We start from the raw sequence: 25,104 nt of genomic DNA on the forward strand, positions 1-25,104 counted from the left end.
TTTTTTTTTTTTTACGCGCGGGGGGGCGGGCCCCGGGCCCCCTTCCCCCCCGGCCCCCCGCCCACTTCGTGGGCGGTGGGGGTTCGCGGCAAGCCGCTAGGGGAGGGTCCAGCGCTGGTTGGCGCCGGCGTTGCAGTCCCAGATCTCCAGGCGGGTGCCGTTGGTGGTGGTGAGGGCCGGGTCGTCGAGGCAGCGGCCGGACTGGGTGCTCCTCAGGGTGCCGTCCGGCTGGGGCGTCCACTGCTGGTTGGCGCCGGCGTTGCAGTCCCAGAGTTCGACCGGGGTGCCGTTGACGGTGGCGGCGCCCGTCACGTCGAGGCACTTGCCGTTGTGGGTGAGGCTGCCGTTGGACCAGGTCCACACCTGGGAGGGGCCGGCGTTGCAGTCCCAGAGCTGGACGGCGGTGCCGTTGGCCCCGGAGTCGCCGTCGGCGTCGACGCACTTGCCGGCCAGGGCGGAGGTGATCGGGCCGGTGTGGGTGGTCGGGGTGCCGGGGGTGAGGGCGAAGCGGTCGAACTGCTCGGTCCGGTAGCCGGTCACGCCCAGGCCGGCCTGTCCGTTGGTGAAGCTCGCGTCGGTCGCGCTGCCCACCGTGGTGCCGTCGATGCCGGCGGTGAGCGTGCTGCCCTCCATCGACAGCGTGACGGTGTGCCAACTCCCGGTGCCCGGTGCGGTGGTGGTGCCGTGGGCGAGGGTGGTGAAGTTCCAGCTGGTGTCGCTCTTGTCGATGGACCAGGCGCCGGTGCCGCTGAACCGCAGGTGGTAGGCGTTGAGGCCGTTGTTGTTGCGGCCCTGCTGGTTGACCCGGCCGAGGAGTTCGACGCTGCCCGACTGCTCGAACAGGGTGTCGGCGGTGACGGTGTAGTTGGACCAGCTGCCGTCGCCCATGATCGTGTACGGCGCGTTGTACGACTCGTCGGTCCAGCGGATCGGCGAGGTCGGGGCCATCTGGCGCAGGCAGGTCCCGGCGCGGCCGCCGCCGCACGGGACGGTCTGGAAGGCGCCGTTCATGTCGGTGAAGTACTTCGGCGAGGTGGTGGTGGCCGCCTTCTCGAAGTCGTCCGCGTAGGGCAGGCCCATCGGGGCGGCGGCCGGCGCGGTGGCGGTGCCCCGGCCCTGGCCGGTGGTGGTGGTCACGGTGTAGACGTGGCCGGGCTGGAGGGTGAGGGTGTACGCGCCGCCCTGCGGGGTGACGTCCTGGGCGTGGACGAACCAGTCCGCGGGCTTGTCGGAGCCCAGGTCGGTGGACCAGACGTGGACGGTGCCGGTGGACAGGCCGCCGGCGACGGTGAAGCTCGCGGTCTGGGCCGCGGTGGCGTCCATGGTCTCGATGACGGTGCTGTAGTCGCGGTTGTTCGTGGACTTGAGCGTGACGTAGCTGCCGTTGGTGCGCGCGCCGCCGAGGTAGCCGCTCGCGGAGTCGATGTAGTGCCAGCCGGGGCGGGCGAACTGGGTGGTGTGTGCCGTCACCCAGGTGGTCCTGCCGATCGTGTAGTGGCCGGACCACGGCTGGTTCGCGATCGACATGCCGTCGCTGGAGAAGTACAGGTTGGGGTAGAGCGCGGCGATGACCGGCCAGTTGACGAAGGAGGTCATCCTGCCGTCGAGGTAGTCGCGGTTGATCCCGCGCGCGACCGCGGCGGCGCCGCCGTCGGCGTCCTCGGAGCCGTTCTCGCTGGCCCACAGCGGCTTGCCGAGCCCCTGCGCGGTGGGGGTGCTCGGACAGCTGGTGAAGTTGCCCAGGTAGCCGCACGGGTAGTGAACGCCCACGACGTCGACGGCGTCGCGGAACGCCGGGTCGGTGGCCATGGCGTCGGCCACCGCCCAGGTGTCGTCGGCGGCGACCACCTTGGTCGAGCCGTAACCGTGGGAGACCAGCGCGGACTTGAGCTTCTCGTACCAGGCGGCGTCGAAGCTCCGCTCGTTCCAGCCGCCGAGGTAGGAGACGTTCAGGTGGTGCTGTGCGGCGCAGCCCATCCAGGACATCAGGTAGTCGGCGGTGTCCTGGGACCAGAAGGTGCCGCCGCTGCCGGTGTTCCCGATCCAGCCGGGGGCGCCCCAGGACAGGCCGTAGAAGGTGATGTTCGGGTTGCGGGCCTTCGCCTGTTCGGCGAGCCACCACTCGTAGCCCTGGTGGCAGTCGACGGCGCCCTTGGTGTGTTCGATGCTGGGCTCGGCGCCGTCGGTGGAGTTGGTGTCGCCGCCGATCTCCAGTTTCAGCACCTGGAGCGAGGCGCCGTAGCCGGGCTTGAACAGGTAGTCCAGCAGTTGGCTGCGCTGCGGCTCCGGATAGTCCACCAGGAGGCGGGAGTTGCCGCCGCCGCCGGAGATCGCGCCGACCCCGTCGAAGGCGAGGCCGGGCTGGGTGCCGTCGACGGTGACGGCGGTGCGGACGGCGGTGCGGACGGCGGTGCCGGGCGTGGCGGCGGGTGCGGCCACGGGTGCCGCCTCGGCGGCGGGCGGTGTGGCGAGGCTGCCGAGGGAGCCCAGCAGCAGGGCTGCGGCGCCGAGGGCGGTGCGCAGCTTCGGGGGCAGGTGTCTACGGTCCATGGGCGTCTCCGGTGGCGGGAGGGTGCAGGGGAGAGCCGGCGTTGGCGGGAGCATGCAGGAACACCGGGCAGGTGCGGAGCGTAGACCCGATTTCCAACAGTAATCAACAAGAAGGCCGCAGATTCAACGACGCTGACCGCCCGTCACGGCAACACCGCGCACGATCGACCGCAGGTGCGGCGGTCCGGGCGGGACCGCGGTGCCGGCGGGCGGCGCGGCCGCCCTCTTGACGTGAACCCGCCTTTGTCGGAAGCTGTTCCGAGCACCTACCTACCGGCTAGTAGGTGGTCTCGTGTACCCATCCGAACGCCTCTGACCAGTGTGATCAGCTGGCTTCGACCGAGCATGTCCACCTTCCCGCACGGCAACCGGCCGCCGCGCGGGCACTTTCGCGCGCGCGGAACCGCCCGTCGGGCCGACCTGCTCGTGGCGGGTGGGGCGGGTGGCATAACGAGACGGTGTCGATCGTGCCCCGGAGGTAAACCCACGCTTGACTCCAGTGTGAACTGGGCGTTTCCTGTTGCCTCATCGCGTTTGATTGCGATGTTTTCTGATCGACTCTGTTGCTTATGGTCGATCGGTCCCACACCCTCAGGAGCCCCCACCATGCACCTCACCCTCCGTGGCCGCCTGGCCTCGCTCGCCGCGCTGAGCCTGGTCACCTCGTTCGGACTGACGGCCTGTTCCACCGGACAGACCTCTTCCTCCGGGGCCGACGCGCCGGTGGCCCCGGTGTCCGGCAAGGTCTCGATCACCTACCTGCAGAAGCAGGGTGACCAGCAGTACTTCGTGGACGAGGCGGCCGGGGCGAAGGCCAAGGCTGCCGAACTGGGTGCCGACCTGAAGGTGGTGAACCTCGGCAGCGACGCCAACAAGACGGTCGGCGAGGTGCAGGCCGCGATCGCCCAGAAGAGCAACGGCCTGATCATCGTGGTGCCGGACCCGGCGGTCGGCCCGCAGGTCGTCCAGACGGCCCGGGACGCCAAGGCCGCGCTGCTCACCTCCGACGACCAGGTCTGCGCGAGCGGCCCCTCCCCGGCCCAGTGCGCCGCCGGCGACCTGGTGCCCCGGATCGGCTTCTCCGGCCAGCAGATGGGTCAGCAGGTCGGCCAGCGCGCGGCCGAGGAGTTCAAGAAGGCCGGCTGGAACGCCGCCGACACCCGGATCATCTCCGCCTGGAAGCAGGACGTCACCGTCTGCGGCGACCGGGTCAAGGCCGCCAAGGACGCCTTCGACCAGGCCGTGCCGGGCGTGCAGGCCATCGACGTCGCCACCGACAACACCCCGACCGGCGCCCAGGACAAGGTGGCCGCCACCATCACCGCCAACCCGGGCGTCAAGCACTGGGTGACCTGGGGTTGCAACGACGAGAACGTCCAGGGTGCCGTCACCGCCCTGCAGAACGCCGGGATCAGCCCGGACGACATCGACGGCGTCGGCCTGGGCGCCTACCTGGCCTGCAAGGACTGGTCCGCCGGCAAGCCCTCCGGCATGAAGGCCGCCCTGTTCATCAACGGCAAGGACGTCGGCGCCCTGTCGGTGCAGACCATGTTCGACAAGCTCAAGAACGGCAAGGACTTCCCCAAGGAGGCCTTCGCCCCGACCAAGATGGTCGACGCCGCCACCTGGCAGTCCGCGGGCGTCTCCTGCAGCTGACGCCGCGCCCGACGCCACCTCGGCCCGATGCCACCTAGGGCCGACGCCGCCTCGGGCCGGCCGTGCGGCGGAGCCGCCGGGTTCCGCCGCACCGTCGCCACTGCACCGTCGCCGCCGCTTCCGCGGCCCGTCCGCACCTCCGCCCGTACCGCACTGCCAACGAGGCCCCGATGACCCCACCCGAACCCTCGCCCCTCCCACCGCCGGACGGTTCCGCCGGCCTGAGTGCCGAAGGGGTGTCCAAGCGCTTCGGCGCCGTCCAGGCGCTGACGGACGTCACGCTCTCCTTCCCGCCCGGCCAGGTCACCGCGCTGATGGGCGAGAACGGTGCCGGAAAGTCCACCCTGCTGCGCATCCTCACCGGCGACCACCGCCCCACCGAGGGCCGCGTCCTGCTGGACGGCGAGCCCCTGGACCTGCACTCCCCGCAGGACGCCCGCCGGGCCGGGATCCGGATCATCCCGCAGGAACCCGAGATCATCCCGCACGTCCCGGTCGCCGAGAACGTCTACGCCGGCTCGCTGCCGCGCACCGCCCTGCGCCGGCTGGACCGCGCCGAGCTGCGCCGCCGGATCACCGCCGACCTGGCCCGCCTGGGCTTCGACAAGGTCCTCGACCCGGACCTGCTCGGCTCAGAACTCACCGCTGCGCAGCGCCAGTTGGTCGAGATCATGCGGGCCCTGACCGGTGCGGTCGCACCGCGCGCGATCGCCTTCGACGAGCCCACCTCCTCGCTCTCCGAGCACGAGGTCGAGGCGCTGTTCGCGCTGATCGGGCGGCTGCGCGACCAGGGCATCGCGGTCGTCTACGTCTCCCACCGGATGAAGGAGATCTTCCGGCTCGCCGACCGGATCGCCGTGCTGCGCGACGGCCGGGTCGCCGGGGTGGTCCAGGCCGCCGCCACCGACGAGGGCGAGCTCGTCCGGCTGATGGTCGGCCGCGACCTGTCCTCGCTGTTCGTCCGCCAGCAGGTCGCCACCGAGCGCGTCGTGCTGGACGTCGACGGGGTCACCACCGACGACGTCCGCGACGTCAGCCTCCGCGTCCGGGCCGGCGAGGTGGTCGCCCTGGCCGGGCTGATCGGCGCCGGACGCTCCGAACTCGCCCTCGCGCTGGCCGGGGACGCCCCGATCCGCTCCGGCACGGTCACCCTCAACGGCGAGGTGCTGCGGCTGCGCAGCCCGCGCGACGCCATCGCCGCCGGGATCGGACTGGCGCCCGAGGAGCGCAAGGCCCAGGCCCTGTTCCTGCAACGCACGATCCGCGACAACACCTCGCTGGTCAGCCTGCGCCGGCTCAGCCGGTGGCGGTTCGTCAAGCACCGCCAGGAGAAGGCCCTCGCCCAGGAGTACGCCGACCGGCTGCGGGTCCGCGCCCCCTCCGTCGAGGCGGAGGTGTGCACCCTGTCCGGCGGCAACCAGCAGAAGGTCGTGCTGGCCCGCTGGCTCGCCCGCCGGCCCGAGCTGCTGATCCTGGACGAGCCCACCCGCGGCGTCGACATCGGCGCCAAGGCGGAGATCTACCAGATCATCGCCGACCTGGCCCGCGAGGGCACCGCCGTGCTGGTCATCTCCTCCGAACTGCCCGAAGTGCTCGGCCTCGCCGACCGGATCGTGGTGATGCAGAACGGCCGCACCACCGGCGAGCTCAGCCGCGAGCAGGCGACCGAGGAAGCCGTCCTCGCCCTCGCCATGGCCGACGACCTCGGTGCCGATGACTTCGGTGCCGACGATGACCTCGGTGCCGCCGACCACCGCGCCGCCACCACCCCCGCCCAGACCGGAGAGACCCGATGACCACCGCCACGCCCCCGACCGCCCCGGTGCCGGACACCGGAGCCCTGCCCGTGCGGTCCGGCGGCCCGCGCGCCCTGCTCGCCGCGATCGGCGGTCAGAACCTCAGCCTGATCGGCGCCCTGGTCGCCGTCGTCGCCCTGTTCGGTGCGCTCAACCCCAACTTCGTCGGCTGGGACAACATCCAGGTCATCGCCGAGGCCGCCACCATCTCCGGACTGCTGGCCGTCGTCCAGACCGTCGTGATCATCTGCGGCGGCCTCGACATCTCGGTCGGCTCCCAGGCCGGCCTGGCCTCCGTCACCAGCGCCATGGTGTTCACCTCCACCGGCGCCAACCCCTACCTCGGCATCAGCGCCTCGCTGGCCATCGGCGCCGGCATCGGCCTGTTCAACGGCGTCGTCATCGTCTACGGCCGGGTCAACCCGACCATCGCCACCCTCGCCGGGCTGGCCGCCTACAAGGGCGTCGCCCAGCTCGTCTCGGACGGCCGCGCCCAGGGCTACGTGCTCAACGACCCGGTCTTCGTCTTCCTCAGCCGGGGCCGGATCGCCGGACTGCCCACCATGGTCTGGCTGCTGATCCTCACCGCCGTCGCCGTGCACGCCCTGCTGACGTACACCGACATCGGCCGCAACATCTACGCGATCGGCGGCAACGACACCGCCGCCCGGCTGGCCGGCATCAACCTCAACAAGTACCTGATCGCCGCTTACGCCCTCTCCGGTACGGTCGCCGCCCTGGCCGGCGTGCTGCTCACCGCCCGCACCGGCAGCGGCCAGCCCGTCTCCGGCAGTGAGGGGCTGGAGCTCCAGTCGATCACCGCGGCCGCGCTCGGCGGCTGCGCCCTCAAGGGCGGCAAGGGCAGCATCGGCGGCACCCTGCTGGCGGTGGCGCTGCTCGGCGCGCTGCAGAACGGGCTCACCGTCCAGGGCATCAACGCCTTCTGGCAGAACGTCGCCCAGGGGGCGCTGCTGGTGGCCGCGGTGGTGATCCAGCAGCGTCGCAACCGGGAGCGTGCGGTCGGGCTGCCGGCCTGACGTACTTCGCACGCCCCTACCCCTCGTACTCCCGTAGGGCGGTCCTACCGGTCCGTCCCACGGGACGGGGGCGGGAGCGCACCCGGCCCCCCACCCGGGTGCGCTCCCGCGCCGCCGCCTCCTCGCCGCCTCCTCGCCGCCTCGCCGCTGCCCCCGCGCCGCCCCCGACCGGGCCCGGGGTCCGTCGGGGCCGGGGATAATGGATCACGCAGGCTCCGGCCGCGTCGCCGGTCGCCGACGGGGACGCCCCGGCCGTACGCGCTCGTTCGATCGAAAGGTCCTCCGTGGCTGACCAGACGTTGCTCGCCGCCCAGCGCCAGGCCCTGATCCTGGAGGCGATCCGCCGGACCGGCGCGATCCGGGTCGCCGAGCTGGTCGAGCAGTTCGGCGTGTCCGACATGACCATCCGCCGGGACCTCGACGCGCTGGTGCGCCAGGGCACCGTGGAGAAGGTGCACGGCGGCGCGGTGGCGACCGGGACGGCCAGCGCCTTCGAGCCCGGCTTCGACGCCAAGTCCGGCCTGGAGGAGGGCACCAAGGCCGCGCTGGCGGACGCCGCGGTGCGGTTGGTGGAGCCGGGCAGCGTGGTGGCCCTGTCGGCCGGTACCACGACCTACGCGGTCGCCTCCCGGCTGCTGGACGTGCCGGACCTGACGGTGGTGACCAACTCGCTGCGGATCGCCGACCTGCTGTGGGCGGCGGGGAGCGAGGGCCGGGAGAACGTCCCGACCCTGCTGCTGACCGGCGGGTCGCCGACCCGCTCGGCCGCCCTGGTGGGGGCGCTGGCCGACCAGACCGTCCGGTCGCTGCACGTGGACCTGCTGATCCTGGGCGTGCACGGGGCGAGCGAGCAGGCCGGCCTCACCACGCCCAACCTGGCCGAGGCGCAGACCAACCGGGCCCTGATCGCCTCCGCCCGTCGCACCGTCGTGGTGGCCGACCACACCAAATGGGGCGTCGTCGGTCTGAGCAGCTTCGCGACCCTGGCGGAGGTCGACTGCTTCATCACCGACGACGCCCTGCCCGCGGCGGCCCGCGGGGTGCTCGCCGAGGCGGTCGGCGAGCTCCTCGTCGTCCCGACCACGGGCTGATCCCGGCTGGGCCCGGCTGAGCCCGGGCCGTTCCGGCGGCCCGGGGTGGGCCGGTGGGGTGGGCCGGTGGGCCCGCCGGGTGCTCAGCCCACCTTGCGGGCGCCCGCCGAGGGAACGGCGGTGAAGGCAACGGGAGCGGCGAAGCCCGCGGCGCGGAAGGCCGCCGTCACGGCGGCCGAGACCTCGGCCACCTGCTCGGCGCCGACCAGGGCGATGACGGACCCGCCGAAGCCGCCACCGGTCATCCGGGCGCCCAGCGCCCCGGCGGCGACGGCGGCCTCGACCGCGAGGTCCGTCTCGGCGCAGGAGACCCGGAAGTCGTCGCGCAGCGAGGCGTGCCCGGCCGTCAGGACCGGCCCGAGCGCCGCGAGGTCGCCGCGGACCAGGTGGTCGACGGCCTCCAGCACGCGCCCGTTCTCCGTCACCACGTGCCGTACCAGCGGCCGGAGTTCACCGGGCAGCCGGTCCAGGGCCGGGCCGAGGTCGGCGGCCGCGAGGTCGCGCAGTGCGGGCAGGCCGAGCAGCTCGGCGGCGCGCTCGCAGCCGGCCCGCAGGGCCGCGTAGGCGCCGTCGCCGAGGTCGTGCTTGACCCGGGTGTCGATCACCAGCAGCCGCAGGCCGGCCGCCGCGAGGTCGAACGGGACGTGCCGCTGTTCCAGCGTCCGGGCGTCCAGGAACAGCGCGGTGCCGTCCGTGCAGCAGGAGGACGCCATCTGGTCCATCACGCCGCAGGGCACGCCGACGAAGGCGTTCTCGGCCCGCTGGGCGAGGACGGCGAGCTCCGGGGCGCTCAGGCCGAGGTCGTACAGGTCGTTCAGGGCGGCGGCCGTCGCGCACTCCAGGGCGGCGGAGGAGGAGAGGCCGGCGCCGCTCGGCACGTCGCTGTCGACGTACAGGTCGGCCCCGCCGACGGCGTGCCCGGCCTCGGCGAGCGCCCAGAACACGCCGGCCGGGTAGCCGGCCCAGCTGGTGACCACGCCGGGCTCCAGGCCGTCCAGGGCGAGTTCGGTGATCGTGCCGCCGCCCTGGGCGCTGAACAGCCGCAGCCGGCCGTCCTCGCGGCGGCGGGCGGTCACCCGGGTGGTGTGGGGGAGGGCGATGGGCAGGACGAAGCCGTGGTTGTAGTCGGTGTGCTCACCGATCAGGTTCACCCGGCCGGGTGCGGCCCAGACGCCGCTCGGGCGGACGCCGTGGACGGCCTCGAACTCGGTGGCCTCGTCGATCATCTGCAGCTCCATGCCTGGCGTGCGCGGTGGGCCCCGCGGTCGGTCTGCACCGGCACGCGGGAGTGAATTCCGACATAATCAAACATGACCGCCCTCACGGTCAATATCTGCGATGTCCGTGTTCATTCGGGTCGGACCGGCGGCCGGAAGCTGCCGCCACCAGCATCGATGCTTGTTGACAAGCGATCGTCTCTGTTTGAATCTGTTGAAGCTCGAAAGTGCCGGGCCGACGGCCCCACGCGTAAGGAGTACAGCGGTGCACAGAACCGCCACCAAGCTGGCCGACGGCCGCGAACTGGTCTACTTCGACCAGGGGCCGGGCGCGCTCCGCGAGGTCCCGGACGAGCGGCCGCTCGAGCCGGCCGCGAGCCTGTCCGAGACCCGGCTCGACCCGGTGCTCGGCGAGTGGGTGACGGTGGCCGCGCACCGCCAGCAGCGCACCTACCTCCCGCCGGCCGGCGAGTGCCCGCTCTGCCCCTCGCGCGACGGACGGCTCAGCGAGATCCCGGCGCCGGACTACGAGGTCGCGGTGTTCGAGAACCGCTTCCCCTCGCTCGCCACCGGCTCCGCCGACCACGTCGCGGCCCGGGACGAACCCCTGCACACCCTCCGGCCGGGCGTCGGCCGCTGCGAGGTGGTCTGCTTCACCTCCGACCACGACGCCTCCTTCGCCGACCTCGACGAACCCCGGGCCCGCCTCGTCCTGGACGCCTGGACCGACCGGACGGCGGAGCTCTCCGCCCTGCCCGGCGTACGGCAGGTGTACTGCTTCGAGAACCGCGGCGAGGAGATCGGGGTCACCCTCGCCCACCCGCACGGGCAGATCTACGCCTTCCCGTTCGTCCCCTCCCGCACCGCCCGGATGATCGCCCGGGCCGAGGCGCACCGGGCCCGTACCGGCCGCAACCTCTTCGAGGACCTGCTCGCCGTCGAACGCGGCTCCCCCGAGCGGGTGGTGCTCCGGGGCGAGCACTGGACGGCCTTCGTCCCGTTCGCCGCCCGCTGGCCGTACGAGGTCCACCTCTACCCCCACCGCAGGGTCCCCGACCTGACCGCACTGAACGAGGCCGAGCGCGCCGAGTTCCCCGGCCTCTACCTCGACCTGCTGCGCCGCTTCGACGCGCTGTTCCCCGCCGGGCCGGGCGGGGCGCGCAACCGCACCCCGTACATCGCGGCCTGGCACCAGGCCCCCGGCGAGGGCGGCGCCGAACTCGCCCTCCACCTGGAGCTGTTCACCGTCCGGCGGGCGCCCGGCAAGCTCAAGTACCTGGCCGGGGTGGAGTCCGGGTTGGACGCCTTCGTCACCGACGTCAGCCCGGAGGGCGCCGCCGAGCGGCTGCGGGCCGCCGTGCCCGCCTGATCCCGGCCCCGGACGGTTCCGGGCCTCGGAGGGTTCCGGGCCCCGGGCACGACGGCGGCCTCCCGCCCCCGGTGGGGGTGGGAGGCCGCAGTACGGGTGTCGCGGGTCAGGTCAGGTCGGGTCGGCGCCGGGGCCGGTCAGCCGGCCGGGTTCGCGGTGACCAGGGCGGTGATCCCCGCGGCCAGCTCGGGGCCGAGCTCGCCCCAGCCGTCCTTGTAGCCGTAGACCCCGCCGAGGGTGCGGGCCTCGTAGTCGCCGTTCATGATCTCGATGTCGTTCGCGGTGATGAGGCCCGGGTGGGCGACGCCGACGGCGGAGGAGACCTTGAGCAGTTCCTTGCGCAGGGTGCGCAGGTAGACGGCGGCGCGGGTGGACTTGGAGGCCGGGTCCAGGCCGCGGGCCAGCCAGGGGTTCTGGGTGGCGATGCCGGTGGGGCACTTGTCGGTGTGGCACTTCTGGGCCTGGATGCAGCCGATCGACAGCATGGCCTCGCGGGCCACGTTGATCATGTCGGCGCCGAGGGCGAAGGCCACCGCGGCGTTCTCCGGCAGGCCGAGCTTGCCGGAGCCGATGAAGGTGAGGTCGTCGGTCAGCCCCAGTTCGGCGAAGGTGCCGTAGACCCGGGAGAAGCCCATCCGGAACGGGAGGGAGACGGAGTCGGCGAACATCCGGGGCGCGGCGCCGGTGCCGCCCTCGCCGCCGTCGACGGTCACGAAGTCGACCCCGCGGTCGCCGCGCTCCATCAGCGCGGCGAGCTCCTGCCAGAAGCCCAGGTCGCCGACCGCGCTCTTGATGCCGACCGGCAGGCCGGTCTCGGCGGCGATCAGTTCGACGAAGTCCAGCATCGAGTCGACGTCGCCGAACGCGCTGTGCCGGGACGGCGAGGCGCAGTCCTGGCCGACCGGGATGCCGCGGATCGCGGCGATCTCCGGGGTGACCTTGGCGCCCGGCAGCATGCCGCCCAGCCCGGGCTTGGCGCCCTGGGAGAGCTTGATCTCTATCGCCTTGACCGGGGCGCCGGCGACGACGTCCTTGAGCTTGTCCAGGTTGAAGGTGCCGTCCTCGTTGCGGCAGCCGAAGTAGGCGGTGCCGAGCTGGAGGACGAGGTCGCCGCCCTGGCGGTGGTACGGGGAGAGGCCGCCCTCTCCGGTGTTGTGCATGGTGCCGGCCTCCGCCGCGCCCTTGTTGAGGGCGGTGATGGCGGCGCCGGAGAGCGAGCCGAAGCTCATCGCCGAGATGTTCACCACGCTCGCCGGGCGGAAGGCCTTGGCGCGGCCGCGCGGCCCGCCGAGCACCTTGGCCGAGGGCAGCGGGGACTGCGGGTCGTGGAGGTCGGGCAGGGCGCCCGCGAAGGTGCGCTGCTTGACGTAGGCGTGGCCCTGGACGTGCTCGACGTCGACCTCGGTGCCGAAGCCGAAGTAGTTGTTCTGCTCCTTCGCGGAGGCGTAGATCCAGGTGCGCTGGTCGCGGCTGAACGGACGCTCCTCCTCGTTGGAGGTCACGATGTACTGCCGCAGCTCGGGGCCGATCGTCTCCAGCAGGTAGCGGGCGTGGCCGAGCACCGGGAAGTTCCGGAGCAGCGCGTGCTTCTTCTGGATGAGGTCGCGGGCAGCCAGAAGCGCCACCGCTGTCGCGGCGGCCGCGCCGATCTTCCGGGCTTGCATGGACGTTCCTCCTCGGTGCACGACTCCATCGCCGTCGGTGGAGTCGTCCTGTGGTGCAGGGCGTGGGGCGGCGGGCGCGCGGCCGGGAGGGCCGGGCGTCCGCCGGGGGATCCGATGTGATCGTAGGAGGCTTCCCCGGGCGCCCTGCGGGCAGGGGGCGGGTTCGCGGCGGAGCCCGGCCGGGAGCCCGGCCGCGAACCCGCCCCGGGCGGGCTTGCGCCCCCGCTCACGCGGTGACCTTGGCGACGAAGGCGGCCAGGTTGGCCACGGTGCGCCGGATCTTCTCCTCCGTGGTGAGCGACTCGTGGAGCTTGACCCCGACGTCCCGCTTGCCGCGCACGTAGAGCGAGCAGGCGAGGTCGGTGCACATGTACGCGCCGACCGAGTTGCCCTGCTTGCCGGCCTTCCCGGCGAGCGGGGCGACCAGCAGTGAGACGCCGCCGGAGTGGGTGGTGACGCAGAGCGAGCAGATGCTGCGCCGGGCCTGCCAGGAGGCGGCGCCGGAGGAGCGCAGCGCGATCGCCACCGTCCGGCCGTCCAGTTCGGCCGCGAGGTAGGCGCGGTCGGGTGCCTGCGGGTCGCGCCAGCCGAGGAAGTCCAGGTCGTCCCAGTCGAGTTCGGACAGGTTGCGGGGTACGTGCAGGCGCTTGGCCTCGCCCTTGCTGCAGTTCAGGAAGGCGGAGCGGATCTGGGGTTCGGTCATCGGCTTCATAGGAGGCAACGTAAATTACCTAGGAGTATTAGGCAAATGTATAATCGACTCAGGCGATGGAAGGAAGCAGATGGCACGCGTAGGGCTGAACGCGGAACGACTCACCCGGGCGGGAGCGGAACTGGCCGATGAGGTCGGCTTCGACAAGGTCACGGTCTCCGCGCTCGCACGACACTTCGGCGTCAAGGACGCGAGCCTGTACTCGCACGTCAAGAACTCCCAGGACCTCAAGACCAGGATCGCCCTGCTCGCCCTGGAGGAACTCGCCGACCGGGCCGCCGCGGCCCTGGCCGGGCGGGCCGGAAAGGACGCCCTGGCGGCCTTCGCCAACGCCTACCGCGACTACGCCCGGGAGCACCCCGGCCGCTGGGCCGCCGCCCAGCTCGAACTCGACTACGAGACGGCGCTCGGCAGCGCCGCCGTCCGGCACTCGCAGATGACCCGCGCGATCCTGCGCGGCTACGACCTCGCGGAGCCCGACGAGACCGACGCCGTCCGCCTGCTCGGCAGCACCTTCCACGGCTACGTCGCGCTGGAGCGGGGAGGCGGCTTCCAGCACACCCCGCGCACCGCCGAGGACACCTGGGCCCGCATCCTGGACGCCCTCGACGCCCTGCTGCGCAACTGGCCGAAGGCCTGACGGCGGGCGGGGGTGCTGGTGGGCCTCCGGTGGGTCTTCGGCGGGTCCTCGGTGGGGGTGAGGTCCGGCGCGGGCGGCGTCAGGCCGTGTAGTGGGCCGTGCGGTAGCCGCCTTCGGCGGTGCGCTCGACGTTCTCGTCCTCCCAGGTGTGGGGGACCTTCAAGCCCCAGCGCTTGCGCAGCACCTTGTGCTCCTCGCGGTTCCTGGTGACGTACCAGGTGCCCATCCGGCACCAGGCGAGCGGTTCGTCGGCCTCGGTGGCCACGGCCCGCACCAGTTGCTGGGCGAACCGGGCCACGGTCGACTCCAGGTACTGGTTCATCCGGTAGGTGGCCTGGTCGCCGTGCTGGAACATGGCGTAGTCGGAGCCGGGTTGGGTGTGCAGCCGGCCGTGCTCCAGGGCCACCGTGCCGTGCCGGGCCACCGGCTCCTGCTGGGTGTTCCTGGCGATCCCCGCGTTGAGCCGGTTCAGCAGCTTGGCCTTCTCCATGGTCGCCTCCGGGATCTGGCCGCCGCCCGTGCCGCCCTGGGCGGAGTACACCTCGTGCAGGTCGTAGTCCCCGGTGTAGAGGTACTGCTTCCAGTTCGGATCGGCCTTGAGGGCCGTCAATGCCGGTCCGCCGCCCGCCTGTTGCATGTCGAGCGGGACGTACGGCTCGCCGTCGGCGCCGGTGTGCACGATCCCGGCGGCGAGCGTCGGGGGCGGGTTGTCGATCCGCACGCCGGCCAGGCCCTGGTCGTTCCAGTGGCCGACGAAGCCGCTCAGGTCGTTGGCGTCCAGCCAGGCCAGGATCGTCGCCGGGTCGCCCGCGACCTGCCCCGGGCCGGTGCCGTACTTCTTGCCGACGGAGGCGGGCTTGATCGACTTCTCCAGGATGGTGTGCGGCTTGGCCTTGGCGCCCTCCGCGATCCGCCGGATCGAGAACTCGCCGGTCTCCCGGATGGCGATGGTGTACTTGTGCCGCTTGCAGATCTCCGAGATGGCGTCCAGGTGGTCCTGCCACACGATCTTCCGGAGTTCGCCCGCCCGTCGGCCCGGGGTGACGGTCCGTCCGTCGAAGCTGCCGGCCGCGCAGGTGGTCTCCACGGTGTTCTCGTCCAGCATCCGCTGCACCACCGGCCGGCCGCCCGTCCGCTGGAGCGCACGGCCCGTCGCCGCGTTGCCGACGGTGCGCTGGAGGTCCACGGCGGCCTGCGGGGACACGGCCCCGGCCCCCGGTCCCACCCGGGCGCCGGTCCGGCGGGCCGGGCTCGGGTCGCGCGGGGCCTGCCCGGCCTTCTCGTGTTGCTTCCTCGCCTGCATGCTGCAACCTCCTCGATCCCCTTCGTCCCCGTTATATCGGGAGTCGGGGCGTGGGAGGAGACCGCATCCGGACTTGCTCGCCCGGGAGTTGGGCTCGGGTGCTGGTCCAGGGTGCTGGTCCAGGGTGTCGGTCCAGGGTGTCGGTCCTCGGGGAAGTTGCCTCCGGGTTAGTTGTGTGAGCACAATGATTACACCAACACAATTAACCCGGGGAGTGTTCCCATGCCCGACGCCGCCCGTCCGCGGCCCTGGCTCGTGCTGGCCATCTGCTGCATGAGCCTGCTGATGGTCAGTCTCGACATCACCATCCTGAACGTGGCCCTGCCCGCCGTCCGGAGCGACCTGCACACCTCGGTGTCCGGGCTGCAGTGGACCGTCGACGCCTACACCCTGGTCCTGGCGAGCCTGCTGATGCTCTCCGGATCGACCGCCGACCGGATCGGGCGGCGCCGGGTCTTCCGGATCGGGCTGGTGGTGTTCGGCGCGGCCTCCCTGCTGTGCAGCCTGGCCCCCGGGCTCGGCTGGCTGATCGTGGCGCGCATGCTCCAGGCGGTCGGCGGCTCGATGCTCAACCCCGTCGCCATGTCGATCATCAGCAACACCTTCACCGACTCCCGCCAGCGGGCCCGCGCGATAGGCGTGTGGGGCGGCGTCGTGGGCATCAGCATGGCCGCCGGGCCGATCCTCGGCGGGGCGCTGGTGGAGTCGGCCGGCTGGCGGGCGATCTTCTGGATCAACGTCCCGATCGCCCTCGCCGCCTTCGTCCTGACGGGCCGCTACGTCCCGGAGTCGCGGGCGGCCCGGGCCCGCCGGGTGGACCCGGTCGGCCAGACCCTCGTCGTCGTGCTGCTCGCCGGGCTCACGTACGCGATCATCGAATCGCCGCAGCGCGGCTGGTCCTCGCCCGTGGTACTCGGCTGCACGGCGGCGGCGCTGGCCGCACTGCTGGGCCTGCTCCGGTACGAGCCCCGGCGCACCGACCCGCTCATCGACCTCCGGTTCTTCCGCTCCGCGCCGTTCGCGGGCGCCACCGTGATCGCGGTCGCCGCCTTCGCCGGTCTCGGCGGCTTCCTGTTCGTCAGCTCCCTCTACCTCCAGGACGTCCGCGGGCTGGAGCCGCTGCACGCCGGGCTGTACATGCTGCCGATGGCCGTCATGGCCCTGGTGACCGGCCCGCTGTCCGGCCGGATGGTGGCCGCACGGGGCCCGCGGACGCCGCTGCTGCTGGCCGGGGCGGCCCTGAGCGCGAGTGCCGTGATCCAGGCGGTCGGCTACTCCGAGCACCTGTCGACCGGTCTGCTGGTGCTCGCCTTCCTGTTGTTCGGCATCGGATTCGGCCTGGTCAACGCGCCCATCACCAACACGGCCGTGTCCGGGATGCCCCGCGCCCAGGCCGGCGTGGCGGCGGCCGTCGCCTCCACCAGCCGACAGGTCGGCCAGTCGCTGGGCGTGGCCGTGATCGGCGCCCTGATGGCGGGCGCGGCGCACTCCGACCCCGCGGCCTTCACCGGGACGGCGCGGACGGCGTGGTGGATCATCGCCGGTTGCGGAGCCGTCGTGCTGGTCGCCGGTACGCTCACTTCCGGCCGCTGGGCCCGGGCGACGGCCGAGCGTACGGCCGCGCGGCTCGCCGCCGAGGAGGCCGGCGAGGAGAGCAGGACGGCGAAGGAGAAGGTGGACGCCTGATGGGGCGCAGTGACACCGGCGGACACCCGGAGGCGGGCGGGGTCGACCCCGGGACGGCGGGCCGGGTCTGGCAGGGGATGAACGCGCTCGTCCTGGAGCGCTACAACCGCCGCAAGGCCGTCGCCGAGGCCCTCGGGATGAGCTTCGGCCGGGTCCGGGCGCTGCGCCGCCTCGCCGGCGGCCCGATCACCCTGCGGGAACTGGCCGAACGGCTGACCGCCGATCCGCCGTACACCACGGTGATCGTCGACGACCTGGTGCGGCGCGGCCTCGCCGAGCGCATCACCAACCCCGCCGACCGGCGCTCCAAGCTGGTCCACCTCACCGAGGAGGGCGAGGCCAAGGCCGCGCTCGCCACCGGCATCCTCACCACCCCGCCGGACGCCCTGCTCGCCCTGCCGCCGGAGGACCTCCGGGCGCTCGACCGGGTGGTGGCGAAGCTCCTGGGCTGAGCGGGGTGGCCGGGTGTGCGGGCGGCTCCCGCGGGTGGCGGGGGATGGTGTGGTGACCGCAGGGTGAAATTAGGTTAGCCTCACCTAATGCACACTGCCTCCCTGGCCGCGACCACGGCCGGATACGCCATGCCCCAGCTCTGGCGGGTCCTCACCAAGACCGGGTACTTCCTCGGTCTCAGCGGGGCCATCGGAGCCACCGTCACCTATGCGACCACCGTGCGCCCGGCCCTGCGGGCCCCGGAAACGGACGCCAAGGACGCCGAGGTGCTGCGAAGAAGGGCCGCCGGCTACCTGGCCGGGGCCGGCGCCGTCCTACTGGTCGCGGGCTACTTCCAGCTCGCCGCCCGGGTGGCCCGGGCCGGGAAGGGGATGCCCTTCGGCGACGCGCTCGCCCCGGACCGGATCCTGGACTTCCTGCGGGCGCCCGCGGCCAAGGGCGCCTGGATCGCCCAGGGCACCGTGTACCTGCTGCAGAACGCCGTCCTGGTCGTGGCCGCCGTCGCCCTGCTCGCCCTCGCCGCGCCGGCCGCCCGCCGCCACGTGGACCGGATCGCCCTCGCCGCGCTGCCCCTCGCCCTCGTCGTCACCCTGGTCGGCGCCGTGCCGACCACCGTTCCCGCCGGCCTGGACGCGTGGCTGAACCTGGTGTTCGACCAGGCCCACATCGTCTCCGGCGTCGTCTGGCTCGGCGGCCTGGCCCTGCTCGTCGCCCTGGCCGGCACCCGCGGGCGCCTCGGCGACGGCGCCGGGCTGCTCTGGGCGGACGTGTGGCGGCGCTTCGGCCTCGTCGCGATGGTCTGCGTCGGCACGGTCACCGTCTCCGGACTGTGGCTGAGCTGGAAGCACGTCGGCGGCATCTCCCAGCTCTGGACCACCGGCTACGGCGTCGCCCTGCTCGTCAAGGTGCTCCTGGTCGCCGCACTGGTCGCGGCGGGGGCCTTCAACCAGCTCTGGCTGATGCCCCGGATCGTCCGGGCCCGCGGCGCCGACGACACCGGCTCACTGCTGCACCTGACGCTCCGGCACTTCCCCAAGGTCGTCTGGGGCGAGGTCGCCCTCGGCGTCGCGGTGCTCGCCGTGATGCCGTTCATCTCCGGCTCGGCCCGCACCGAGGCCGGCAGCCCGAAGGCCGTCTCCTCCGGCACCCTCCTCGCCGGGGGCGCCGCGCTCACCCTCGCGCTGGCCGCCTCGCTGTACGCGACGGTGCGGATGTCGGACGCCCTGGCGCGGCGGTCCGCCGTGGCCTCAACTGCCTGATCCGCCGGTCCAGTTCACCGTTTTCACCGTTTTCACTGTCTTCGTAGAGTGGGGAGTGCCATGGGGCGGGGTTGGGAGGGCGTGGCCCTCAGGATGATGCGGGGGCGGGACTTCGAGTTCACCGTCACCGGGGCGGAGGACGTCACCGCGCACTGCCGGCGGCTGAGTTTCGCGGACGGCGGCATGCTCGGGTCCACCGGCGTGCACCCCACCATGTGGGTGCGACTCTGGTTCCCGGACGCGGGGCGCCCGCACCAGCGGGCGTACACCCTCGTCGACCCGGACCCCGCCGGGGGCGCCTTCGGGATCGACTTCGCGCTCCACGACGGCCCGGCCAGCCGCTGGGCGAGCACGGCGGACGTCGGCGACACCATCCAGGCCACCGTCCAGGGGTCCGCGTTCGCCGCCCCCGACCCGACGCCCGCCCGGATGTTCCTGGTCGGGGACCGGGCCTCCGCCCCCGCGATCGGATCCCTGCTGCGCGCACTGCCCGACGTGCCGGCCACCGTCTGGCTGGAGACCCAGCACGGCAGCGACGAGCACCTACCGCTCGCCCGCACCGGCCGCGACCACCACGACCTCCGGTTCGTCCCCCGGGAGAACGCCGGGGCCCGCCTCGCGGCCCAGGTCCGCACCGCTCTGCCCGACCTCCTCGGCGACCCGGCCGAGGCCTACGTGTGGATCGCCTGCGACACCGCCACCACCCGCGACCTGGCCCGCTTCGTCCGCCGCGACCTCGACGTCCCCAAGCCGCGCACCCACGCCCTCGGGTACTGGCGGCCCTGAGAACCCGTGCGGCCCGGCCGGAGGACGGTCCCCCCCGCCGGGCCGCACGTCTGCGCGCAGCAGGCGAGGGGTGCTCTCGCAGTACCTGGAACACCAGGGTCTCCCCGACGTCCGGAACGCCTGTCAGCCTGGACACATGCCGCAGCCCCACCCCCATCGGTTCACCTCGGCTGCCCGCAGGCGCGACCGTGTCGGCGCGTTCTTCCACGACAGAAGGGACGGAGACCAATGGCGGACGACCGATTCACCACCCACGCAGAACTTTTCGATCTGAGCGGGAAGTACGCCCTCGTCACCGGCGGCACCCGGGGAATCGGGCTGATGACAGCGCGCGGCCTGGTCCAGGCGGGCGCCCGCGTCGTCATCAGCGCGCGCGACGCGGACGCGTGCGCGGAGGCACAGCACCTCCTGTCCGCTTTCGGCGACGTCCGAGCGATCCCCGCCGACCTGTCCAGGCACGACGAGTGCCGACGCCTCGCCGATCTCGTCCAGGCCGACTCGGAACGCCTGGACATCCTCGTCAACAACGCGGGGGCGATGTGGCGCGAGCCGCTGGAGACGTTCCCGGACGAGGCCTGGGACGCGGTGATCGACCTCAACCTCAAGGCGCCGTTCCGGCTGGTGCAGGCGCTGCTCCCGGCACTTCGCAGGGCGGGCACCGCCGATGATCCCGCGCGGATCATCAACATCGGCAGCATCGCCGCCCTTCACGTCGCCGAGGCGCCCACCTACTCGTACGCAGCCAGCAAAGCGGCGCTCCACCAACTCACCCGCGTGCTCGCCCGAGAGCTGGGCCCACAGCACATCACGGTGAACGCGGTGGCGCCGGGAGTGTTCCCGTCGCGGATGACGGCGTCCACGATCGATGCCGTCGGCGACACGATCGCGGCGGCGGCCCCACTGCGCCGGCTCGGCCGCGACGACGACATGGCGGGTGTCGCCGTGTTCCTCGCCGGCCGGGCCGGGGCCTACCTCACGGGCACCGTCATCCCGGTGGACGGCGGCATCGCGACGACCGCAACGGGCACCCCTCGGGCCGCGGTACGGGCTTAGGGTGACGGGATGGCCACGATGGATCCATGCACCGAGATCCGGGAGTTCCTCAACTCGCGCCGCGCCCGCATCGCACCCGCGCAGGCGGGCCTGCCCGCCTACGGCGGCAACCGTCGGGTCAAAGGACTGCGCCGCGAGGAGGTGGCGCTACTCGCGGGGGTATCGGTCGACTACTACGCGCGAATGGAGCGCGGCAGCCTCGCCGGTGCCTCCGACGGCGTGCTCGACGCGTTGGCCTCCGCCCTGCAACTCGACGAGGCCGAGCGCGACCACCTGTTCCACCTCGCGCGCCGATCCGCGGTGCCCGGCGGCCCACGCCGACGCAGGCCTGCCGTGACGGTGCGCTCGACGCTGCAGCAGGTGCTCGACGCGATCTCCGGCGCGCCGGCCTGGATCGGCAACGGCCGCTACGACGTGCTCGCCATGAACCAACTCGCCCGCGCGCTCTACTCACCGGTGCTGGCCGACCCACGACGGCCCGCGAACACGGCGCGGTTCGTCTACCTCAACCCCGAGGCGGCCAGAGAGCTCTTCGTCGACTACGACCAGATCGCCGGTGCCGTGGCCGCGAAGCTACGCATGGAAGCCGGCCGCAATCCGCACGACGAGGAACTGATCGCCCTCGTCGGCGAACTGTCGACGTCCAGCGAGCTGTTCCGGCAGCGGTGGGCATCCCAGGACGTGCGGCTGCACCGGTCCGGCCGCAAGCGAGTACGCCACCCGATCGTGGGCCGCCTCGACCTGGACGTCGAGTCCCTGGAACTGCCCGCCGAACCCGGCCTCCACCTCAACGTCTACACCGCACCCGCGGGCACACCGACCGCCGACAACCTGACGCTCCTGGCGTCGTGGGCGGCCACCCGACAGGCGCCGGTGGCCGAGCTCGAAGCGCGCAACGGATAGACCGAATCAATGTCACAACGACCACTAACTCGCTGGTTGGATCCGCTCGTCGGCAGGACCGTCGGTCGGCTGGCTCGATCAGGTGCTCCATACTGTGCGGGCCGGGCAGGACGAGAGAACGGGAAGGGCCTTCGTGGTAGCCACTGAGGATGTCGAACGATGCTTCGGTCCCGCCCGGGGTTACTCGGACGTGGAGGCATGGACGGCCATCGAGGAGGTGGCCGGGGAGCTGCCGTCGGAGTACAAGCGGTTCGTCGCCGCCTACGGTCCCGGCGTGGTCGGGAACTTCCTGTCGGTGTTGCACCCGCAGGCGCCCGAGTACACCATGCTCGATCTGATGAACGCGATGGGACCGCTGTACCAGGCGCTGGTGCCGGACAGGATTCCGTACGACCTCTACCCCCGTGAGCGCGGGATGGTGCTGTGGGCCAACACCCAGGAAGGCGACGCCTGTTTCCTGATCCCCCGTGCGGACGGCTCCTGGGGGATCGGTGTCTGGTTCCGCCAGTGGGCTGCCTGGGAGGAGTACGACCAGGACGTCCCCAGCTGGTTGGTCGGTCAGGTCAACGGGGACCTGGAGATCCCCGGCCTGCCACTCCGCGTGCGTGGAGGTTTCGCCCCGGAGGCCTGAATCTGGCCCTGTTCCGCCACCAGGACGACGCCGACCAGCCCCGACCCCAGTACCTGCGCAGCCTCAACCCCGGCCAGCTCTGCGCCATCCACAGAGGTGCCACCACCGAACTGACCGCCCCCGCCCGCAGCGTCCAGCTCGAGCTCGTCCTCACCCACCATCCCCTCGCGAAGGCGAGACTCGCGGTCAGCTGATGCCGCTGATCGTCGAGGTCAACGCCAGGGTCGGCAAAAGGTTGGGGGCCGAGCAGGTGGCGCAGCTGTACGAGCAGGGCCGGTTTCACCACGTCGGCCACTACCCGGAGCTGGAAGGCCAGATAGTGACGTGGGTCGCTCGGTCGGGGGGAACCTGGTCATCCGGGACGTCGGCGAGCCGTTCAGCGGGCAGACACCGCGCTCCGGCCGGCCGGATACGGTCGGCGGCCAGGACCAGCGTCGGCCCCAGACCTCCAGATGCGTTCATGACCCGCCCAACGACGCGAAGCCGCCCGAGTGTTGGCCGGACAACCACGCTCCTGCCCGTCCCGTGACCAGGTGCGTCCCCGGGACGGGCAGGAGCGTCCCCGGGGACGCCGGGACAGTGGAGGGACGCTGTCCGCAGCCCGAGAGTGGGAGTGCTGTCCCATCGACCCCCTACCAGTTCGGAGTACTCCATGCGTTCCCGCATCCGTAAGGCCGCCACGATCGGTGCCACCCTGGCCCTGGCGATGTCGGGGGCCGTGCTCGCGGCCGCCCCGGCCTCTGCCGCCACCAGCTGCTACGCGAGCAGCTGCAACGGGCTGGACCCGGCCAGCACCACCTGCGCCAATGACGCCATCACCGTCTCCACCAACACCACGCTCGAGCTGCGCTACAGCCCGTCCTGCCGGGCCGCCTGGGGACGGATCAAGCAGTACACCATCCCCGGTGAGACCGTGAAGGTCACCAACAGCATCGGCCAGTCCTACAGCACCACTACCGCCACCGGCCACGTCACCATCTGGAGCCCCATGGTCAACGACAAGGACCTCAAGTCCACGGCCCGTGACGAAACGTCCAACGGATGGCAGGAGACCGACTCCTACTGACCCTGGTCGCCCCCGGTTGCAAAGGTTGCCCCTCGATGGTGCGTTGACGGTCCGTTGCCCGGCCGAACCGGCAGGCCGGTACCGTCGTCCTGCGGTTCCCCCCACCCCGAGTGGGGATCCGTCGGGACTGAGATGATGGCCGGCCCCGCCCACCACCGCCCACGCACTCGGGGGGACACCCCAGGTCCGGGCCGCCTACCCCCCGGGCAGCCCGGACCCATCTCCCCGTCGGCCGGGAGCACGCCGTCCGTACGGGTCCAGCCCTCGTACGCCTGGGCGGACCCTGGGGCGCGAAGTACCCGGAGATTGTGCGGCTCCGGGAGAACGCCTGGGCCGAGTTCGTGCCCTTCCTGAGCCTGGCGGTGCCTGGCACGGACACGCCGGCCCCTGACTCACCAGGCCCGGGTGGCGGCCCAGCGACCGGCTGATCGTCGCCGCGGAGGGGGCCGGACCGGGCCGCCCGGCCCGGGGGTCCGGGGCCCGGGTGCAGCCACGGAGCGGCGCCGTTCGAGGGCAGGCCGGTGTGGGTCGGCAGGCCGCAACGGCGTTGAGGTGATGGTTGTATTCGAACCAGGTCGGGACGGCCTTCACGCCTTGGGCGACTTGTAGATGGCGGCGGCCATCGCTCCCAGGTGCTTGTTGGCCTTGAGCGCGAGGCCGATGGCGTCGCTCACGGAGTCGCTGGGCACCGGGATGTTGTTCACGTAGATCGCGAAGGCGTAGCGGCGGCCGTCCTTCGCGTCGATGTAGCCTGCGAGCGCCTTCGTGCCGAGGGCCAGCTTGCCCTGGTAGGAGCTGACCAGGGTGCCGGTTTTCGCGCGGATGTGTCCTGCGGCGGGATCGGTGCGCTCGATGACGTCGGCGAGCGAACCGTCGACGCCCATGCTCGGCATGGAGTCGTGGAAGACGTCGAAGTCGTCCTGCCGTGCCAGGTGCCGCAGTAGCGCGACCTGGGCGGTCGGCGTCGCCGTGTCGTCGGGGAGGCCCTGGGCGTCGACGAGGCTCACCGCATGCGGATCCACACCTGAGCGGGCGAGGAACTCCTTCTCGATCTTCATGCCGTCCGTGTAGGTTCGTTGCCCGTTGTGTGCTGCCATCAGTGGCGGCAGGAGGTTCGCCCCGAGATTGTGGCTGACCTTGTTGATCAGCTTCGCGTACTCCTTGAAGGGCGGAGAGGTGTAGGTCGCCGAGACGGGCAGCGAGTTCACTTCCTCTGACGGAGGAAGCTTGCTGTCGGGGTTCGCTCCCAGCGAGGGGGCGGATACGCCGACGCCGTTTCTGGCGAGTGCCTCGATGAGGACGGTGCGGGCGAACGCCGCCGGGTCGGGGACCTGGTAGGTCGTCACGAAGGGGGCCTTCGCGTCCGCGGGCACGGAGCCTCGGACCCGGATGTGACCGGGGCTCACGCTTTCGGTCGTCACGGTCGGCTTGGTTCCGGCGGGTGTGGTCGTCACCTGCGCGTCGACGTCGAAGGCGGCCGTCTTCGGGCGCCAGTCGGCCTTGGCCGGCTCGCCGGGTGCGCCCGGTGTGATGAGCACGTCGATGAGGTTGTCGTTGACGACGGTCGGGGTGACCGGCAGCCCGCCGATCGACACCGGGTCCCAGAGCCGGTTGTCGATCACCACGTCGCCGTCGACCTGGCGGATTCCACCGGCCGCGACCTGTCGGGCCAGCTCGTCGACACCCGCCAGCGGATCCTCCTCGGTGACGGTCGCCATGCCGGGTACGGCGTTGGCGTCGTAGTGGTCGAAGTCGGGGACGTCCAGTCCGCCTGACGCGGTGGTCCGCCCCCCGAGTGCCAGATCGCCGCTCCCGACCAGGATGAGGTCGCCGGAGAGCCGCCCGTCCGCGGAGACCGTACCCGAGTGCACCACGGGCGTACGGAAGCGGTGGTCGTCACCCAGGACGTCGAGCGCAGCACTGACCGCGAAGGTCTTGGCCGTCGAACCGGTCATGAACTGGGAATCGGAGTCCTTGGATTGGACGACCTTCCCGGTCTGCAGATCGGCGACCTGCAGGCCCCACCGGCCCGACGACCACGGCGCGGTACTCATGAGCTTCTGCAGGTCGGCGCTCACCCGTGCCACACCCGGTGCCGGGGAGCCTGGGTTGTCCGTGGAGTCGTGGGAGCACGCCGTCATCGCCACGGCGGCCGTCATCGAAGCGGCGAGCACCAGGGCGGTACGCCGCCGTACCCGAGGTGTCGTGATTCCGGAGGGGGAGTTGCTCGAC

General features: G+C 72.2%; 20 protein-coding genes. 14 read left to right on the top strand and 6 right to left on the bottom strand.

Features of this window, described 5'->3' with window-relative positions; all coding sequences use genetic code 11:
* Positions 1-96: 96 nt before the first annotated feature.
* Complete coding sequence (locus ACFV8H_RS35000; RefSeq protein ID WP_380407953.1) at positions 97-2,550, bottom strand: ricin-type beta-trefoil lectin domain protein; 2,454 nt, start codon at positions 2,548-2,550, stop codon at positions 97-99.
* Positions 2,551-3,156: 606 nt separating this feature from the next.
* Here ACFV8H_RS35000 and ACFV8H_RS35005 point away from each other — a divergent pair.
* The 4 genes from ACFV8H_RS35005 to ACFV8H_RS35020 all read left to right on the top strand — a co-directional run bounded on the left by ACFV8H_RS35005 (position 3,157) and on the right by ACFV8H_RS35020 (position 8,130).
* Positions 3,157-4,206, top strand: coding sequence for a substrate-binding domain-containing protein (locus ACFV8H_RS35005; RefSeq protein WP_380407955.1), 1,050 nt, complete (start codon positions 3,157-3,159; stop codon positions 4,204-4,206).
* A 170-nt stretch (positions 4,207-4,376) separates the two neighbouring features.
* Positions 4,377-6,002 (top strand): sugar ABC transporter ATP-binding protein, encoded by a 1,626-nt coding sequence (locus ACFV8H_RS35010; RefSeq protein WP_380407957.1) that lies wholly within the window; start codon positions 4,377-4,379, stop codon positions 6,000-6,002.
* Entirely contained in the window at positions 5,999-7,039 is a 1,041-nt protein-coding gene (locus tag ACFV8H_RS35015) for an ABC transporter permease (RefSeq protein ID WP_380407959.1), read from the top strand. Before ACFV8H_RS35010 ends, ACFV8H_RS35015 begins: the two co-directional genes overlap by 4 nt.
* A 284-nt stretch (positions 7,040-7,323) precedes the next feature.
* A complete protein-coding gene (locus ACFV8H_RS35020) occupies positions 7,324-8,130 on the top strand; it encodes a DeoR/GlpR family DNA-binding transcription regulator (protein WP_380407961.1) in 807 nt (268 codons plus the stop codon).
* A gap of 83 nt (positions 8,131-8,213) precedes the next feature.
* Here ACFV8H_RS35020 and galK read toward each other — a convergent pair whose 3' ends face one another.
* Positions 8,214-9,356, bottom strand: coding sequence for a galactokinase (galK, locus tag ACFV8H_RS35025; RefSeq protein WP_380407963.1), 1,143 nt, complete (start codon positions 9,354-9,356; stop codon positions 8,214-8,216).
* Positions 9,357-9,612: 256 nt separating this feature from the next.
* Between galK and galT the strand changes: the two genes are divergently transcribed.
* Entirely contained in the window at positions 9,613-10,716 is a 1,104-nt protein-coding gene (gene galT, locus ACFV8H_RS35030) for a galactose-1-phosphate uridylyltransferase (RefSeq protein ID WP_380407965.1), read from the top strand.
* Positions 10,717-10,853: 137 nt separating this feature from the next.
* On the opposite strand, the gene ACFV8H_RS35035 is transcribed toward galT, so the two are convergent.
* A complete protein-coding gene (locus ACFV8H_RS35035) occupies positions 10,854-12,380 on the bottom strand; it encodes an FMN-binding glutamate synthase family protein (protein ID WP_380407967.1) in 1,527 nt (508 codons plus the stop codon).
* A 226-nt stretch (positions 12,381-12,606) separates the two neighbouring features.
* Positions 12,607-13,092, bottom strand: coding sequence for an FBP domain-containing protein (locus tag ACFV8H_RS35040; protein ID WP_380407969.1), 486 nt, complete (start codon positions 13,090-13,092; stop codon positions 12,607-12,609).
* 70 nt (positions 13,093-13,162) lie between these two features.
* Here ACFV8H_RS35040 and ACFV8H_RS35045 point away from each other — a divergent pair, with 70 nt between their 5' ends.
* Positions 13,163-13,732, top strand: coding sequence for a TetR/AcrR family transcriptional regulator (locus tag ACFV8H_RS35045; protein ID WP_380407971.1), 570 nt, complete (start codon positions 13,163-13,165; stop codon positions 13,730-13,732).
* A 79-nt stretch (positions 13,733-13,811) separates the two neighbouring features.
* On the opposite strand, the gene ACFV8H_RS35050 is transcribed toward ACFV8H_RS35045, so the two are convergent.
* Positions 13,812-15,035, bottom strand: coding sequence for a hypothetical protein (locus ACFV8H_RS35050; RefSeq protein ID WP_380407973.1), 1,224 nt, complete (start codon positions 15,033-15,035; stop codon positions 13,812-13,814).
* A 222-nt stretch (positions 15,036-15,257) separates the two neighbouring features.
* On the opposite strand from ACFV8H_RS35050, the gene ACFV8H_RS35055 reads away from it, so the two are divergent.
* The 8 genes from ACFV8H_RS35055 to ACFV8H_RS35090 all read left to right on the top strand — a co-directional run bounded on the left by ACFV8H_RS35055 (position 15,258) and on the right by ACFV8H_RS35090 (position 22,872).
* Positions 15,258-16,721 carry an MFS transporter gene (locus ACFV8H_RS35055; RefSeq protein WP_380407974.1) on the top strand — a complete coding sequence of 488 codons (1,464 nt, stop codon included), beginning with the start codon at positions 15,258-15,260 and terminating at the stop codon, positions 16,719-16,721.
* Positions 16,721-17,173, top strand: coding sequence for a MarR family winged helix-turn-helix transcriptional regulator (locus tag ACFV8H_RS35060; RefSeq protein ID WP_380407976.1), 453 nt, complete (start codon positions 16,721-16,723; stop codon positions 17,171-17,173). The genes ACFV8H_RS35055 and ACFV8H_RS35060 overlap by 1 nt, the downstream gene beginning before the upstream one ends.
* Positions 17,174-17,260: 87 nt before the next feature.
* Complete coding sequence (locus ACFV8H_RS35065) at positions 17,261-18,433, top strand: CopD family protein (RefSeq protein WP_380407978.1); 1,173 nt, start codon at positions 17,261-17,263, stop codon at positions 18,431-18,433.
* 60 nt (positions 18,434-18,493) lie between these two features.
* Complete coding sequence (locus tag ACFV8H_RS35070; RefSeq protein WP_380407980.1) at positions 18,494-19,219, top strand: siderophore-interacting protein; 726 nt, start codon at positions 18,494-18,496, stop codon at positions 19,217-19,219.
* Positions 19,220-19,447: 228 nt separating this feature from the next.
* Complete coding sequence (locus ACFV8H_RS35075; protein ID WP_380407981.1) at positions 19,448-20,272, top strand: SDR family oxidoreductase; 825 nt, start codon at positions 19,448-19,450, stop codon at positions 20,270-20,272.
* A gap of 9 nt (positions 20,273-20,281) precedes the next feature.
* On the top strand, positions 20,282-21,175 hold the full coding sequence (locus ACFV8H_RS35080; protein ID WP_380407983.1) for a helix-turn-helix transcriptional regulator: 894 nt from the start codon (positions 20,282-20,284) through the stop codon (positions 21,173-21,175).
* Positions 21,176-21,365: 190 nt separating this feature from the next.
* Positions 21,366-21,806, top strand: coding sequence for a hypothetical protein (locus tag ACFV8H_RS35085; RefSeq protein ID WP_380407985.1), 441 nt, complete (start codon positions 21,366-21,368; stop codon positions 21,804-21,806).
* A 652-nt stretch (positions 21,807-22,458) separates the two neighbouring features.
* Positions 22,459-22,872: a DUF2690 domain-containing protein gene (locus ACFV8H_RS35090; RefSeq protein ID WP_380407986.1), complete on the top strand. Its 414-nt coding sequence runs from the start codon at positions 22,459-22,461 to the stop codon at positions 22,870-22,872.
* Positions 22,873-23,459: 587 nt separating this feature from the next.
* Here the strand turns inward: ACFV8H_RS35090 and dacB are convergent.
* Positions 23,460-24,950: a D-alanyl-D-alanine carboxypeptidase/D-alanyl-D-alanine-endopeptidase gene (gene dacB, locus ACFV8H_RS35095; protein WP_380407987.1), complete on the bottom strand. Its 1,491-nt coding sequence runs from the start codon at positions 24,948-24,950 to the stop codon at positions 23,460-23,462.
* Positions 24,951-25,104 lie beyond the last annotated feature (154 nt).

Source organism: Kitasatospora sp. NPDC059827, assembly GCF_042731675.1.
Lineage (GTDB): Bacteria > Actinomycetota > Actinomycetes > Streptomycetales > Streptomycetaceae > Kitasatospora.